Raw genomic sequence first — 16,138 nt, forward strand, 5'->3', positions numbered from 1 at the left:
TAATGAAATACTACCTCGATATCACTTTACTGCCCGACGCCGAAGCCAATCTTGGCTTTTTGTGGCACAAAGTTTACCAGCAGATCCACTTGATGTTGGTTGAACATAAAGTCAGTGTGGAAAATTCAGCCATTGGGTTGTCGTTCCCCAAATATGATGCTAAGTCATTCAGTGATAATACAAAGTTTCCGTTAGGGGATAAGTTAAGATTATTCGCTGGAACAGAGCAGCAACTAGCAGATCTTAAGGTTGCGCAATGGTTGGCGCGTTTAGCGGATTATGTACACATAAAAGCAATTAAAGCGGTGCCTGATAATGTCTCCGAATATGCTTACTTTAAACGCCGCCACTTTAAGTCACCTGACAAACTGCGCAGAAATATCGATGCTCGTGCGATAGTGATCGCCCAAAAAAATGGCTTTGATATTAATGAAGTTAAGACGCGTTTATTAGCGTCGATAGATAATCTCGATACTAAATCTAAATTGCCATTTATCAACTTGCGAAGTTTATCAACGGAGAAAGATGTCAGTCCCGCAGATCGCAGAAAGTTTTTATTGTTTATTGAGTGTGAAAAAGTCACCAAACCTAGTCAAAATAATGGGCTATTTAATTGCTACGGGCTTAGCCGTCGTGCTCAAACAGAACAAGCCGCAGTCCCTTGGTTTGAAGGTTAATTTAGAGACCTAAAATACCCTTTATTTTTGCTCTTTAAAAAATTAGTTTTAAAACAAAAAGTTACAACAGTTGATATTTAGAAAGGTAAAAGTACGTTTTTTTACCTATCTGCCTGTTGTAACTTATTTTTTTGCAGATAAGCTATTGTTCACCGCCACACAGGCGGCTTAGAAAAGTCACGAAAGCTGCTACAGGCCACGCATAGCGTTCACCGCCACACAGGCGGCTTAGAAATTCACGGATAGAGAAGGCTTCTCTTAACAATCGTTCACCGCCACACAGGCGGCTTAGAAATCTGAGATTACTCTAATTTGCGGTACTGAAGTGTTCACCGCCACACAGGCGGCTTAGAAAACATTGACGTCTAAGCCACTTGGTTTTAGCTTGTTCACCGCCACACAGGCGGCTTAGAAACACCAGTGCAATAAGAGTTTCCTCAGCCGAAAGTTCACCGCCACACAGGCGGCTTAGAAATTATATGGTTCGTTCTTTAACTACTGGTAAAAGTTCACCGCCACACAGGCGGCTTAGAAAATGCAGCTAATCCCGCAATGCACCATGTGATCGTTCACCGCCACACAGGCGGCTTAGAAATCAGACAGATAGGAAAAAATCAGTTCGTTGGTGTTCACCGCCACACAGGCGGCTTAGAAATCTAAGTCATTGAATACCATTGCTTATCTTGTGTTCACCGCCACACAGGCGGCTTAGAAAAATCGCATTTTCAACATCACGCATACGCAAAAGTTCACCGCCACACAGGCGGCTTAGAAATATCAAAGTCGGGCATCACAGCGAAAGTCGTCGTTCACCGCCACACAGGCGGCTTAGAAAATTAGTAACATAGGTGTCACCAAGCCACGCCAGTTCACCGCCACACAGGCGGCTTAGAAAGAGGTACGATGCCGAAGGTTTTAACGAAAAACGTTCACCGCCACACAGGCGGCTTAGAAAGTCAAGTAAAAATAAGACTGCACCAAACAAATGTTCACCGCCACACAGGCGGCTTAGAAACAGCCTTTAGGCCGCAGAACATGGACTAATCCGTTCACCGCCACACAGGCGGCTTAGAAAAACAACTCAGAACTAGGATTTTTAAAATCAGAGTTCACCGCCACACAGGCGGCTTAGAAATTCACCCTCAATATCGCGGTCAAAGGCTTCTAGTTCACCGCCACACAGGCGGCTTAGAAAAGTACCCCTTCCATTATCAAATTCCCGCAAGCGTTCACCGCCACACAGGCGGCTTAGAAATTTGCGCCAGAAAGCACGAGATTTATAGATAAGTTCACCGCCACACAGGCGGCTTAGAAAATCGGGGCAATCATACCCCGACGGGGATGTTGGTTCACCGCCACACAGGCGGCTTAGAAATTCGTGCGGAGCTGGGCTAGGTTTTGGGGCTCGTTCACCGCCACACAGGCGGCTTAGAAATTTATTCCCGCCGTGAGCATTTCCCTGTAGCCGTTCACCGCCACACAGGCGGCTTAGAAAAACAGGAAGTATTCCTTGGTGAACGTAATCGCGTTCACCGCCACACAGGCGGCTTAGAAAGTTGGAGGACACACCTTTGATAAATCAACTGTGTTCACCGCCACACAGGCGGCTTAGAAATTTTGGCAAGTCCCAATCATAGATTGGATCTTGTTCACCGCCACACAGGCGGCTTAGAAATTAACCCCGGTTCGCAAGATTCAGCATACGTAGTTCACCGCCACACAGGCGGCTTAGAAACGATTGGTTAACATCACCGGTTAGTGATTTTTGTTCACCGCCACACAGGCGGCTTAGAAAATTTTGTACGTTTCGGTCGTGTCAGGGAAGTCGTTCACCGCCACACAGGCGGCTTAGAAATTCCGTGCCGATAGCCGCTTCGAACGTTCCGATGTTCACCGCCACACAGGCGGCTTAGAAATATAAGCGCACCCATCTTTAGGGGTTTCAGGCGTTCACCGCCACACAGGCGGCTTAGAAAATTGCAAAAAGAGATCAGCGACAACATAACGTGTTCACCGCCACACAGGCGGCTTAGAAATGCCAGCCCTGAAACCACAATAGACTATGTTGGTTCACCGCCACACAGGCGGCTTAGAAAACTGACTTCTGGCGTGGATATTAGTTTTTTAAGTTCACCGCCACACAGGCGGCTTAGAAATGGTAGGAGTAAGGCTTTAATATTATTAGTAAGTTCACCGCCGCACAGGCGGCTTAGAAAATCGCCCGTGATAGCATCAACAGCGGCACTAAGTTCACCGCCGCACAGGCGGCTTAGAAATATAGCATTTTCTACATCACGCATTCTAAGAAGTTCACCGCCGCACAGGCGGCTTAGAAATTGCGATATTAATAACCGCATATAATCTGCTAGTTCACCGCCGCACAGGCGGCTTAGAAATTGGCGATTCTGGTAATGCTCGGTTAAGGCGAGTTCACCGCCGCACAGGCGGCTTAGAAAGCATCGATAACGATGCTTGGCTCTGCTGGTGCGTTCACCGCCGCACAGGCGGCTTAGAAAATTAGAAGAATTATAATGATTAGTGAACTGTTGTTCACCGCCGCACAGGCGGCTTAGAAATGTTGAGGCTGGCGAGTCTGTTACAGCTAAACGTTCACCGCCGCACAGGCGGCTTAGAAAGCTCCGCTAAACATCAAGGGGATAAATCCCCTGTTCACCGCCGCACAGGCGGCTTAGAAACAGATGACAATTTCGCACGCTATTCAACTTAAGTTCACCGCCGCACAGGCGGCTTAGAAATCAATTACAACGCTTGGATTATCCATGTTTCGGTTCACCGCCGCACAGGCGGCTTAGAAATGAGTCGGTTTCATCATTAATTTCATCTAATTGTTCACCGCCGCACAGGCGGCTTAGAAAGTCATCTGAAATCTGTGACTTCTTGACGTTTGGTTCACCGCCGCACAGGCGGCTTAGAAATTGGAGTTGGTGATGATTTTGAAGTGAACTCTGTTCACCGCCACACAGGCGGCTTAGAAAATAGCTCAAAGCCAGCATGCCACTCTGCATTAGTTCACCGCCGCACAGGCGGCTTAGCAATTCGTCATCAAACTTAAGCTGGATAGCCTGAGGTTCACCGCCGCACTGGCGGTTTGTAGATATAGCGGTAAGGGTGAGTGCTAATATTGGCGTTAATGTCGTTGTTAACTTGTAGTCTTATCTTAAATCAGCATAATGCTTCGAACTCCCTTTTAACTTTAAGCCTAGTATTGTGATGTATGGCGTCAGCTAGAGAGTGCCAGCCCATATCGGCTATTGATGAGTTCAATAATTGATTACGGCCTTACGATACTTTTTGAATATTTTATAACACCTTGATAAAGGATAGATTTCCCCTTTGACTCGCTCCCGCCAATCAACCACTCAAGCCTCAGTGGTTAAGCCTTTAGCCTCAAACGGTTCTGTATCTGTAAGTCGACTCTCGACTGAAGTGCAACGTGCATTTTTGCAAGGAGGGGTATTGTCGACGCATATTCAAGGATTTAGTGCTCGGGAAAGTCAAATGCAGATGGCACAAGGGGTAAGTGAGGCCATTGCATCTAAAGGTAATTTGGTGATTGAGGCGGGCACGGGGGTTGGAAAAACCTTTGCCTATTTGATCCCTGCGTTATTGAGCGGCAAACAAGTTATCATTAGTACAGGCAGTAAAAATCTGCAAGAGCAATTATTTTTTAAAGATTTACCTGCACTTACCTCTATGTTTGGGATTGAGCCTAAACTCGCCTTACTCAAGGGGCGTAATAATTATCTGTGCCAGTGGCGACTGGATAAACAAATGCGAGAGGCAAGCCATATTGAAGCTCGTTTACTGGATGATTTATTAAAAATTAATCAGTGGGCGGGTATTAGTCAGGATGGTGATATTGGTGCGCTTACCTCTGTTCCTGAGCATTCTTCTGCGCTGCCATTAGTGGTGAGTACCAAGGAGACTTGTCTTGGCAAGCGCTGCGATTTTTATGAGGTCTGCTTTACCCGTAAAGCGCGTAGCCGTGCCATGGATGCTAAGATTATCGTCGTTAACCACCATTTATTTTTCGCTGATAGCGTATTGAAGGACACGGGCTTTGCTGAGTTATTGCCCGATCCCGATGTGGTTATTTTCGATGAGGCACATTTATTACCCGATATTTGTGTTAACTATTTTGGTCAACAATGTTCGAGTCGTACTATCGATGATCTTATTCAAAAGCTACTTGCCATTTATCAAACAGAACTGAGTGATACTGGTCAAATTGCCCAGTTTTGTCAGCGTTGTCTTACCAAATTAAGTGATTGGCATAATCAGTTATATTCGGCTGGTGAGTCAGATTGGCGATTGGTGCTAGGCAATAAATTACTCGCTACTGCCTCATGGGATTTACTGGCAGAGTTAACTGCACTGCAAAATTTATTAATGGCTCATATTGGCCGTAGTGAGTTATTAGATGATATCGCGATTCAGTTGGCTGAGTTAAATAATAAACTCAATGTGTTTTTTCATTGCGATAATAATCAGGCCGCCTATAGCGTTGAATTTGGTAGTCGCTTTGTCGTGCTACGTATTTCGCCAATTAATATTGCCCGAGAGTGTCAGCAGTTATTTGTGCCAGAAACCAGTTGGATATTTACCTCGGCAACGTTGCAAGTTAATCGCAGCCTTGCGCATTTTGCCCGTGAAATGGGGATAGTCGATGCGGCCCAAAGTATTCTCGATAGTCCCTTTGATTATCCGCGCCAAGCCGTATTTTGTGTGCCGAGGCAACTTGGGAATGTGGCAAATCAACAGCAAGCATTAAAACAACTGGTGGATGTGTGTGTGCAAGCCATAGATGCGGCGCAAGGACGTACTTTTATTCTATTTACCAGCCATAACATGCTGGAGCAAACTGCGTTGGCACTGCGGGCTCGTACTCAATATCCATTGTTGGTGCAAGGGCAAGCGGGAAAGCAGAGTTTGTTAACTAAGTTTCGTCAGCTTGGTAATGCGGTATTACTCGGTACTAGCAGTTTTTGGGAAGGGGTGGATGTCCGTGGCAAGCTATTAAGTTGCGTGATTATCGATAAATTACCTTTTGTCTCACCTGATGAACCACTGTATCGCGCACGAGCCGACAACGTGAGTCGTCAAGGGGGCGATCCTTTTACTGAAGTGTCGTTGCCTCAGGCGATTATTGCGCTTAAACAAGGTGTTGGACGTCTTATTCGTGATGAAAAAGACCGTGGTGTATTAATCCTTTGCGATAATCGGATTGTGAATCGCTATTATGGTCAAGCCTTTTTAAATTCACTGCCGCCAATGGCGCGTACCCGCGACTTAGATAAAGCATTGGCGTTTTTAAGAACCATCCCATAAAAACATCTTATTAATAATATTGGCGGACAACTGACTGTTTAGGCGTTATAGCTTAAATAAAAATTGCCACCTGTGGGCATAGGTGGCAAATTTCTTTGGAGATAGGTCTTAAAAGGCGTTACTGCCTAGTGAATCCATTCAACACGGTTGGTTTTTATTCACTTAACAATAAATCAATGACACTCTTTACAGGAATCAGCAGGTGCTTTTTCTTCATGGGCGATATGGCAATTAGTGCATGTGAGAACGCCATCATGTTTAGTATGGGCATCACCTTTAAGGGTTTTCATTTCACCATGACATGCTACGCATTGCTCATTTTCAAAAACATAATCCGCAGAAGGGGTTTTATCCTTATGACAGGATTCACAATCAGAGCGTTCTGAATGGCTGTCGGCAAGTGATGCCGCCATTAAACTAGTCGAAAAGCACAGTACAGACATTAGCATCATCTTTTTAAGCATATTATTTTCCTTCTTTATTGTTGGGTAAATCATCAATCTCAAGTGAGTTAAATCATCTATGTCGTTATGATAACTATCCAATAAAACCTGTGCTTTTGGTAATAAAGCGCATGTTGTGTGAATATGATGTAGGTATCATTACTGTTTATTTAAAAAAACGAGATGATATATCAATGAAAGCTTATGCTTCATTGATGTCGCTGTTTTATGATTAATATCGCTTAATACATCAGGTGTTAATTCGCCAAAATTAAGGTTAAATTAATAATAATCCAGAGATTTATGTTTAACATTTCGAAGGTATAATAAGTTTTTGAAGTGATAAAACGTTGATCGTTATCAAATGTGAATGGATGAATGACTTTTTTAGTTTAAAAATTTGATCTAGATGGTGTCCTGAAGTTTTAAAGTTAATATTTAAAATCTCAAAGTTAGAAATCAACTTAATTAAATTGATTTTAAGAATTCTAAATTGTAGAAAATGTAATGATGTATTGGATATAACAGGTGAAACGCAAAATGCATTTTCACCCGTTATATTTATGGCTAATTACGAGTGTTTTAAACCCATTAGTGCTTACAGGGTTTAGAAACTCGCGGTGATCCCTGCGTATACGCTACGGCTCTTTTGAATGTAGTCAAGGTCCGTTGCAGCATCATCTCGTTCTGAATCCGTGAGGTTTGTGACACCTAATTTAAGCCTAAACATTGGGTTTATTTGATAATTGGCTCCAATGTCTAATGAGCCATAACCATCAGATTTGACGTTTGTCCGCAGATATTGCTCACCAGTATAGTGGTAGGCGACAAAGGTCGATAAGCCATCTAATGCTTGCCACTGTAGTTTAATGTTGTAGCTATCCTCTGGCGTTAGGGTAAATGGCGTGCCGTTTTGTTTATCTTTTGCATCGGTTTTGCTGTAATTACCACTTAAGCTGAGATCATCGGTCAAATCGTACCATGCCTGTAATTCCCAACCTGTTATCTTCGCTTCATTTACGTTTTGGTAGGTTAATACCGCGCCGGGAACCCTATTCCAAGTTTCTGTGATGATTTTATTTTCAACATCGTTATGGAAATAAGTGATCGAGCCGCCAATATCCGTAGTTTGGTACTGGGTTGATAATTCATAGTTGACTGAGGTTTCAGGTTCTAATTCTGGGTTACCCGCAAGGGTACAAGAGCCACGGCAAGACGAAATAATATAATCAGCTTGCGATTGTGACATATTAGGGGCTTTAAATGCTTTACCGCCACCGCCTTTAATCACCCACTCAGAACTGAGGTTATAGACCAAATACAGGCGAGGGCTGAATTCTGTGCCGTAAACATCGTGGTGATCCACACGGCCACCTAGGGTGATATTGAGTTCGCCTAGGTTAAATTCATCCTGTAAATAAAGGGCCGATTGATTATCGTCTAATACTCCGTCACCTAAGACGTTGCGGCTATTTTCAAGCTTAGTCCAGCGATATTCAGCACCACCAGTGAGCATATGATCGCCAAGTAGCACGGTACTTTGCCCATCGAGATTATGGTTGGTTTGGGTGATATTGCCAATCTCGGCAATTAGGGCTGAGTTATCAGTTACTTCAACATTTTCATAGTAATAGCGTAGGCGAGTATCGCCCCAATTCCAGTGACCATTATGGGTTAACCCTGAACTTATCCGCTCCGCTTGTTGGTAGTTTGTGAGGATAGCACCATAGTTATTCCAATCGGATTCGCGTTCATCATCGGCATAGCTGAGGTCAAACTGTAAATCTTGGTTGCTATCAATAAGCCATTGTAAATTGGCGATGGCACTGATTTCATCTCTGTCTTCAAGGGCATCTAGCTTAGGTTTTAAATCTGAGCGCCACGCATCGCGTTTGCTGCTATCCACAATCAGATTTGCTAATAACTTGTCTTTGATAAGTGCGCCACTGGTATAAAAATTATATTTAGTGGTATCACCGCCGTCACCTTTTGTTGGTGTGTCATATTGCACACCAACACTGGTTTGCCAGTCGTCAGTCGGTTGACGCAATATGACGTTGATGACCCCACCTAGGGCTTCTGAACCATATAAAGACGACATAGGGCCACGCACAACTTCAATACGCTCAATTGCTGACATGGGAATAGAAGACAAGTCAAAATCGTTGCCATAAGATGATGTGAGTGCTTCGCGCGAGTTGATTCGACGGCCATTGATTAAAATCAGTGTGTAATCAGAATCTAATCCACGTAGGCTGATCTCATTGCGGCCATAGGATGTGCCTTCGCTAATATTCACCCCTTGAAGATAACGCACCGCGCTAGCAAGGTCGTCGATGACCAGCGCATCCAGTTCTGCACGATTAATCACCGATACCGATGCAGGGGCGGAAAGTTCAGAGTGCTTAGTTTGGGTTGCTGTTACCACGATTCGTTCCATGTCTGGATTGACTGAGGTCGTTTCTGCCGCATTAACTAAGGTTGTTGAGAGCGATAATCCAATGGCAACCGCACAGGATAAAACCGAAGGGGTAAAACGGGGGAGTGATGGACAATTTATCCGGCTCTTACATAAACGTTGTAAAGTAAACATATCATTCTTCCTTTGATAAAATTGGGCGAATGATAATTATTCTTAATGGTGGCAACAAGTGAATGGCTCACCATTATATGTAAATCTATTGTAAGTTTTACGTATGAAAATGAATTAGTTAATAATAAGTGGAATAGTGATGCATAATTAAGCAACAAGGGAGTGTGGGCTCCCTTGTTGCTTTAATCATTAGACTTTTAATCCCACCATAAGTTGGTCGAGTTGTCCTGCTGTCGCTTGCAGTTCATCGCAACCTGAAACTGATTGATTCGCCGATTGTTCAACATCATGGGATTGATTGCGAATTTCCATCAGATTGGTGGCTATCTCATTGGCTACTGCCGATTGCTCTTCGGCGGAAGTCGCAATAAGTACGCTCATTTCAAATACTTTGTTGCTATGGTGGGCGATAAACTCTAAATCTTTACCTGTTTGCAGTACGTGTTGCTTGCCTTCATTGGCTTGGTTCACAGTACGCGACATGACTTGCGTTAGGTTACGTATGCCCGATTGCAACGATTCAATCATGGTTTTAATTTCAACGGTAGCCGATTGAGTGCGGCTTGCGAGGGTTCTTACTTCATCAGCAACGACAGCAAACCCGCGGCCTTGTTCACCCGCGCGTGCCGCTTCAATCGCGGCGTTGAGAGCGAGTAGGTTGGTTTGTTGGGAAATGGCATTAATGCTTGAAACGACTTCATCTATCTTGCTGGCATTATCATTGAGAATATTGACGGCATTTGAGGCGTCAGAAATTTCATCCGATAGCAGATCAATGGCTTTGACTGTGGTTTCAATGTCTTTACCACCCGCACTCACTTGCTGATTAGCTTCTTGAGTTTCGGCAGAGGATTGCTCGGCATTGCGGGCGACTTCTTTTACGGCGGCGGTCATTTCTTCCATTGCAGTCGCTAAAGAATCGAGATGTTGACGTTGATTTACCGCGAGGGATTGACCTTGCTGCGCGGTGCTACGAAACGATGACACCACCTCGCGAATTTTATTGGTCGACTCCGCAATTTGCTTCACTAAGGTATGTTGCCGTTCGACTAAGGTATCAATGCTGATGGCTAAGATACTGAATTCGTCCTTCACTTCGAAAAAGTTTAAACGTCCGGTTAAATCGCCTGAGGCCGCTCTTTTTAACGCCATGACAGTGGTGTAAAGCGCGCCACCGACAAAAGTTGAAATGTAATAGCTAAACAAAAATAGCACAAACAACAGTGCCGCCATCAGCCCATACACCAACAGGTTATCTTTGGCGAGTAGGGCATCTATCTCTGTATTATCAATGGAAATAATCGTGATCTGATTTTGATCATTAACGCCACTTATTGCCCTTTGGGATTGACTATCATCAATACCGCCACCACTGCGGGCGATGGATTGTGCTTTATTATCAGCATTATTCAGGGCAATGACGTTTACATTACCGTGACTGAGTTGGTTTTGTAGCCGTTGGCGTTCTTGGTCTGGTAATTTGCTATGGAGCTGGGCGGTTATCTGATTAATTTGTTGTGCTGAGTTTTGCAGTGTCTTGAAATGTGTATCAATAAGGGTTTGCTGAAACTGGATATTAAGAAAAACCGCTAATCCCACAATCATAATCATGGGGACAAGGGCGAGAATAGCGAATTTAGTTTTTAAGGTCATGTGGATAAGATATTGATCTATCCAACGAAATTTTACTTCTTTCATTAGCGCCTCATTAAATTAGGCTGGAACCGAATCTGTATCGGTCAGTTTGCCATAGACTTTATAGTTTTCTGTTTTGTAAGTATTAATGCCTAAACAATCCCCAGATGCTGAAACGCGTATTTTGGAAGGCTTAGGTATTACATTAATGTTGTCCAATTACAGTCTATTTGTGTTGATTGCTGCAATTTTGGCAAGGTACAGGTTTGAGTTTACAGTTTAGTTACATTCGCGGCTAGTGCTAGTCGTGTTGAAGATGAAAATCTTGCCTGAGAATATCGGTTAACTTTTAACTTGAACAAAACTCATCCACTGTTTTGGGGTAACACATGAATTTGCATGATAAAAACCCCCAATAAGCCCTAGTAATATGCCGCTCGCTCGCGTAAAATTTCTATCCTTTTATTTCGTTATAGCTAGCAAAGCGTCTGGCATTAACGCCCGATAACCTGAGCACCCAAATAGCCTGAAAGTGTGGCGCCCATAGCACTTGTTTATCAAGCGCGACTATGCAGTGGAAGAGAAAATGCAGCAGTTAACTGAGATCGTAGAACAAGCCTTAGTCATTATTGACCAGGCCAGTGATCTAAAAGCACTGGATGATATCCGTGTCGATTACCTTGGTAAGAAAGGTAAGATCACCGACATGATGAAAATGATGGGTAGCTTAAGCCCTGAAGAAAAGCCCGCCTTTGGCCAAGCGGTCAATGATGCTAAACAGGCGATTCAACAAAAATTAACTGAACGCATCGATGGTCTGAAGAGTTCGGAGCTGGAAGCCAAATTAATCGCTGAAAAGATTGATGTGACTTTGCCTGGCCGCACTCAAGAGAACGGTGGTTTGCACCCCGTGACGCGCACTATCGAGCGTATCGAAACCTTTTTTGGGGAATTAGGGTTCTCGGTAAAGCAGGGGCCTGAAATTGAAGATGATTTCCACAATTTCGATGCCTTGAATATCTCTGAGCACCATCCAGCGCGTGCCGATCATGATACCTTTTATTTCAATCCTAAACTGATGCTGCGTACCCAAACTTCGGGCGTGCAAATTCGTACTATGGAAACTGAAAAGCCGCCATTACGCATTATTTCTCCGGGCCGTGTTTATCGTAACGATTACGACCAAACTCACACGCCTATGTTCCACCAAGTGGAAGGGTTGTTGGTTGATGAGCATGTTAACTTTGCTGAATTGAAAGGCATTTTGCATGACTTCCTGCGTAATTTCTTCGAAGAAGATCTGCAAGTGCGTTTCCGTCCTTCTTATTTCCCATTCACTGAACCTTCAGCGGAAGTGGATGTGATGGGCAAAAACGGCAAATGGCTAGAAGTGCTAGGTTGCGGTATGGTGCACCCGAATGTGCTGCGCAGCGTTGGCATAGATCCAGAAAAATACTCTGGTTTTGCTTTTGGTATGGGTGTCGAGCGCTTAACTATGTTGCGTTACGGCGTAAACGATTTACGTGCGTTTTTCGAAAACGACCTACGTTTCCTGAAGCAATTTAAATAACGGAGCTGTAATAGCATGAAATTTAGCGAATCTTGGCTTCGTGAATGGGTAAACCCTTCAGTCAGCCGTGAAGCATTATCCCACCAGATCACTATGGCCGGCCTTGAGGTTGATGGCGTAGATCCTGTTGCCGCCGATTTTAATGGTGTGGTAGTGGGTGAAGTGGTTGAGTGTGGTCAGCATCCCGATGCCGATAAATTGCGCGTGACCAAAGTCAGCGTGGGCACAGGCGAGCTTATCGATATCGTCTGCGGTGCACCAAACTGCCGTCAGGGTCTTAAAGTGGCCGTGGCTATGGTTGGTGCCGTATTACCTGGCGATTTCAAAATCAAGAAAGCCAAGCTGCGTGGCATGCCATCAGAAGGCATGTTGTGTTCATACAGCGAGCTTGGCATTAACGTCGAAAGCGATGGCATTATCGAACTGCCATTGGACGCGCCATTAGGCACGGATCTGCGTGAGTATCTCAAACTTGATGACGCCGTGATAGAAGTGGATTTAACCGCTAACCGTGCCGATTGTTTAGGCATGGTAGGTCTTGCCCGTGAAGTGGGCGTGTTAAACCGCCAAGCAGTGGTTGAGCCACAGTGGCAAGCCGTTACGCCAACGATAGATGCTAAAGTAACCATTAACGTTAAGGCGCCAGCGGCATGCCCCCGCTACTTAGGTCGCGTGGTGAAAAACGTCAATGTGAAAGCACCAACGCCTTTATGGATGCAGGAAAAACTGCGCCGTAGCGGTATTCGCTCTATCGATCCTATCGTTGATATCACTAACTTTGTGTTAGTTGAATTTGGTCAGCCGATGCACGCTTTCGATCTGGCCAAATTAACGGGCGATATCCAAGTGCGTTTAGGCAACGGCGAAGAGAAAATCACTCTGCTTGATGGCAGCGAAGTGACGATTCCAAGCGATACCTTAGTGATCGCCGACGATGCGCGTCCATTAGCCCTTGCAGGCGTGTTTGGCGGCGAATACTCAGGGGTAAGCGACACGACCCAAGATATTCTACTTGAATGTGCCTTCTTCGCGCCTTTAGCGATTATGGGTAAATCACGTCGCTTAGGTTTGCACACAGATTCATCACACCGCTTTGAACGTGGTGTTGACCCTGAGATGCAACACAAGGTTATCGACCGTGCGACCCGTTTAGTACTTGATATCTGTGGCGGCGAAGCGGGCCCAGTGGTGGAAGCGAAATCGGATGCTGATTTACCCAAACCTGCACAAATCCTGTTACGTCGTAGTAAGTTAGATAGAATTTTGGGGCACCATGTGCCAGACACTGATGTGGTTGAGATTCTGCAACGTCTAGGCTTTAGTGTGGTTGCAAGCCAAGATAGCTGGCAGGTGACCACGGCCACGTATCGCTTCGATATGGCGATTGAGGAAGACTTAATCGAAGAAGTGGCGCGTATCTACGGTTATGACAATATTCCTAATACGGCGCCTGTTGCCGCGCTGCGTATGTCAGATCATAAAGAATCTGACTTAAGCCTAAAACGCGTTCGTGCCTTACTGGTCGCTCGCGGCTTCCAAGAAGCGGTTACCTACAGCTTTGTTGATCCGAAATTGCAAAATCTGGTGCATCCCGGTGAGCAGGCTATGGTGTTACCAAACCCCATTTCCAGTGAAATGTCGGCCATGCGCCTGTCAATGTTCACTGGTTTATTGGCCGCCGTTGGCTACAACCAAAGTCGTCAGCAGAGTCGAGTGAGACTTTTTGAAACTGGCCTGCGCTTTGTTCCTGATATCAATGCAGAATCCGGTGTAAGACAGCAAGCTATGCTCGCTTGTGTCATTACAGGGCTTCAAAATGATGAACATTGGGCTATGGAATCGAAAACCGTTGATTTTTTCGACCTTAAAGGTGATTTAGAAGCAATTATCGGCTTGACAGTTTCCGCGTCAGAATTTAGCTTTAGAGTAGCAACGCATTCTGCCCTCCATCCGGGGCAATGTGCTGAAATATTGAGAAATGATCGAGTGATCGGTCATATAGGTGCAATCCATCCTAGTTTGGAGAAGCCTTTTGGACTCAATGGTAAAACCATCGTTTTTGAGTTGGAATTGGATGCTTTATTGCATACCAGTTTACCGCTAGCCCAAGCTGTATCTAAGTTTCCAGCTAATCGTCGTGATATCGCAGTTGTAGTAGATGAGAGTGTATCTGCAGGCGATGTAATGAAAGTGATAAGAAAAGTTGGCGAAAATCAGTTGGTTGGCATAAACTTGTTCGATGTATACTTAGGTAAAGGTGTTGAACCCGGCAAGAAGAGCCTGGCGATAGCACTTACATTACAAGACACTACTCGTACACTTGAGGAAAAAGAGATCGCTGAGACAGTTGAATCAGTTGTTTCTGCCCTTAAGACCGAGTTCAACGCATCGTTGAGGGATTAAAGTATGGCACTTACCAAAGCCGAAATGGCAGAACATCTTTTTGAAACACTGGGAATGAACAAGCGTGTCGCCAAAGAGATGGTTGAGTCGTTCTTTGAAGAAATTCGGGGCGCACTTGAAAGTGGTGAGCAGGTCAAGTTATCTGGCTTTGGCAACTTTGACCTTAGGGACAAGAATCAAAGACCGGGAAGGAACCCAAAAACAGGCGAAGATATTCCTATTTCTGCTCGCCGTGTCGTGACTTTCCGTCCCGGCCAGAAGCTGAAAACTCGTGTAGAAGCTGCAAATACGGGTAAATAATTTCGTTTGTTTGATGGGAAAGCCACTCCATAGCGAGTGGCTTTCCTGTTTATTTTTTTCGCCACATTATCCTATCCACTGTCTGAGGTGATTTCTTTGTCAAGACAGCCTAAATATTTTGACCGTCGCTTTACACTCGCCTTGCTACACCCTAAATATTGGGGCTCGTGGTTAGCGATTGGTTTACTGGTTATTTTTGGACTTATGCCCGCATGGCTGCGTGATCCCATTGCAAGATTATTAGCAAAATGGGTTATTCCTATTGCCAAAAAGCCGATTAGAGTGGCAAGAGCGAATTTGAAAGCCTGTTTTCCTGAAAAATCTGCCGCTGAAATTGAAGCATTGATCAAAGATAACGTAGAACACTTCGTCTTGGTGCTTTTATCCCAAGGTGAGTTATTAGTTCGCTCGAAAGCACATTTACGCCGCCGTGTGAGCCTGTTTGGATTTGAGCATGTGAAAAAAGCGCAGGCAGCGGGACAACCGATTATTTTTATCATGCCCCATGTCTGGCCGATAGATTATGCCGGATTACGCATCAATTGTGAGATGCCTCTGGTGACTATGGCAAAAGCCCATAAAAACGGTTTGTTTAATTGGTTTAGTAATCGGGTGCGCAGTAGCTGTGGCGGCCATGTGTATATGCGTGAGGCGGGTATTCGGGCCTTATTGGCCGAGCTTAAGCAGAATAACAGCTTTTTTTATTTGCCTGATGAGGATTTAGGTCCAGAACAAAGTGTGTTTACGCCTTTTCTTGGGACGGTTAAAGCGACGCTTCCTGTGGTTGGACGTTTAGCGCAGGCGGGTAATGCTCAAGTATTACCTGTAAAGATTGGCTATAACCAAGCTCAATATCGGTTTGAACTGACTGTGATGCCTGCTATTGCTCCGGAAGATATGCAGGGGAAAGAGAATGAAGCCTTGGCACTCAATAAGGTTGTAGAGCAGGTGATCTTGGCTTACCCAGAGCAATATATGTGGTTTCTGCGCTTATTAAAAACGCGTCCAGAGGGAGAGGCTTCTATTTATGGTAACTAAAAACGTTTGATGATGTATCTAAAAAGGCTTTGAGGCGGTTAGCTCAAAGCCTTTTGTACTTTGGGGAAGGAACTAGAAATATCAGCACCGAACATCGACATGTTTTCAATCTCGATACAATCAATGATAC

General features: G+C 44.7%; 9 protein-coding genes and 1 CRISPR repeat array. Of the genes, 6 read left to right on the forward strand and 3 right to left on the reverse strand.

Features of this window, described 5'->3' with window-relative positions; translation table 11 throughout:
- The first annotated feature begins 2 nt into the window (after positions 1-2).
- Positions 3-677: a type I-F CRISPR-associated endoribonuclease Cas6/Csy4 gene (cas6f, locus tag JEZ96_RS08935; RefSeq protein WP_025008609.1), complete on the forward strand. Its 675-nt coding sequence runs from the start codon at positions 3-5 to the stop codon at positions 675-677.
- A 147-nt stretch (positions 678-824) separates the two neighbouring features.
- Positions 825-3,733: a CRISPR direct-repeat array (repeat unit 28 nt; unit sequence GTTCACCGCCACACAGGCGGCTTAGAAA).
- 298 nt (positions 3,734-4,031) lie between these two features.
- Positions 4,032-6,026 (forward strand): ATP-dependent DNA helicase, encoded by a 1,995-nt coding sequence (locus JEZ96_RS08940; protein WP_011789480.1) that lies wholly within the window; start codon positions 4,032-4,034, stop codon positions 6,024-6,026.
- Positions 6,027-6,199: 173 nt separating this feature from the next.
- On the opposite strand, the gene JEZ96_RS08945 is transcribed toward JEZ96_RS08940, so the two are convergent.
- The 3 genes from JEZ96_RS08945 to JEZ96_RS08955 form a co-directional block, all read right to left on the reverse strand.
- A complete protein-coding gene (locus tag JEZ96_RS08945; RefSeq protein ID WP_011919229.1) occupies positions 6,200-6,490 on the reverse strand; it encodes a cytochrome c3 family protein in 291 nt (96 codons plus the stop codon).
- 586 nt (positions 6,491-7,076) lie between these two features.
- The gene (locus tag JEZ96_RS08950) at positions 7,077-9,062 is read right to left on the reverse strand and encodes a TonB-dependent receptor domain-containing protein (RefSeq protein ID WP_061783347.1); all 1,986 of its coding nucleotides are present in this window, start codon (positions 9,060-9,062) and stop codon (positions 7,077-7,079) included.
- Between the two features lie 189 nt (positions 9,063-9,251).
- Positions 9,252-10,760 (reverse strand): methyl-accepting chemotaxis protein, encoded by a 1,509-nt coding sequence (locus JEZ96_RS08955; protein ID WP_061783346.1) that lies wholly within the window; start codon positions 10,758-10,760, stop codon positions 9,252-9,254.
- Positions 10,761-11,283: 523 nt separating this feature from the next.
- Here JEZ96_RS08955 and pheS point away from each other — a divergent pair.
- The 4 genes from pheS (at position 11,284) to lpxM (ending at position 16,008) form a co-directional block, all read left to right on the forward strand.
- Positions 11,284-12,267, forward strand: a complete 984-nt coding sequence (pheS, locus tag JEZ96_RS08960; protein WP_011789476.1) for a phenylalanine--tRNA ligase subunit alpha — start codon at positions 11,284-11,286, stop codon at positions 12,265-12,267.
- Between the two features lie 15 nt (positions 12,268-12,282).
- On the forward strand, positions 12,283-14,670 hold the full coding sequence (gene pheT / locus JEZ96_RS08965) for a phenylalanine--tRNA ligase subunit beta (RefSeq protein ID WP_061783345.1): 2,388 nt from the start codon (positions 12,283-12,285) through the stop codon (positions 14,668-14,670).
- 3 nt (positions 14,671-14,673) lie between these two features.
- The gene (gene ihfA / locus JEZ96_RS08970) at positions 14,674-14,970 is read left to right on the forward strand and encodes an integration host factor subunit alpha (RefSeq protein WP_006081370.1); all 297 of its coding nucleotides are present in this window, start codon (positions 14,674-14,676) and stop codon (positions 14,968-14,970) included.
- Positions 14,971-15,066: 96 nt separating this feature from the next.
- Positions 15,067-16,008, forward strand: coding sequence for a lauroyl-Kdo(2)-lipid IV(A) myristoyltransferase (lpxM, locus tag JEZ96_RS08975; protein ID WP_011789474.1), 942 nt, complete (start codon positions 15,067-15,069; stop codon positions 16,006-16,008).
- Positions 16,009-16,138 lie beyond the last annotated feature (130 nt).

The organism is Shewanella putrefaciens (assembly GCF_016406325.1).
Lineage (GTDB): Bacteria > Pseudomonadota > Gammaproteobacteria > Enterobacterales > Shewanellaceae > Shewanella > Shewanella putrefaciens.

Excerpts from the sequence above, each read along its gene's own strand:
- JEZ96_RS08950 (WP_061783347.1), bottom strand. The coding sequence starts at position 9,062 with ATGTTTACTTTACAACGTTTATGTAAGAGCCGGATAAATTGTCCATCA.
- cas6f (WP_025008609.1), top strand. The coding sequence starts at position 3 with ATGAAATACTACCTCGATATCACTTTACTGCCCGACGCCGAAGCCAAT.
- JEZ96_RS08945 (WP_011919229.1), bottom strand. The coding sequence starts at position 6,490 with ATGCTTAAAAAGATGATGCTAATGTCTGTACTGTGCTTTTCGACTAGT.
- JEZ96_RS08955 (WP_061783346.1), bottom strand. The coding sequence starts at position 10,760 with ATGAAAGAAGTAAAATTTCGTTGGATAGATCAATATCTTATCCACATG.
- pheT (WP_061783345.1), top strand. The coding sequence starts at position 12,283 with ATGAAATTTAGCGAATCTTGGCTTCGTGAATGGGTAAACCCTTCAGTC.
- ihfA (WP_006081370.1), top strand. The coding sequence starts at position 14,674 with ATGGCACTTACCAAAGCCGAAATGGCAGAACATCTTTTTGAAACACTG.
- pheS (WP_011789476.1), top strand. The coding sequence starts at position 11,284 with ATGCAGCAGTTAACTGAGATCGTAGAACAAGCCTTAGTCATTATTGAC.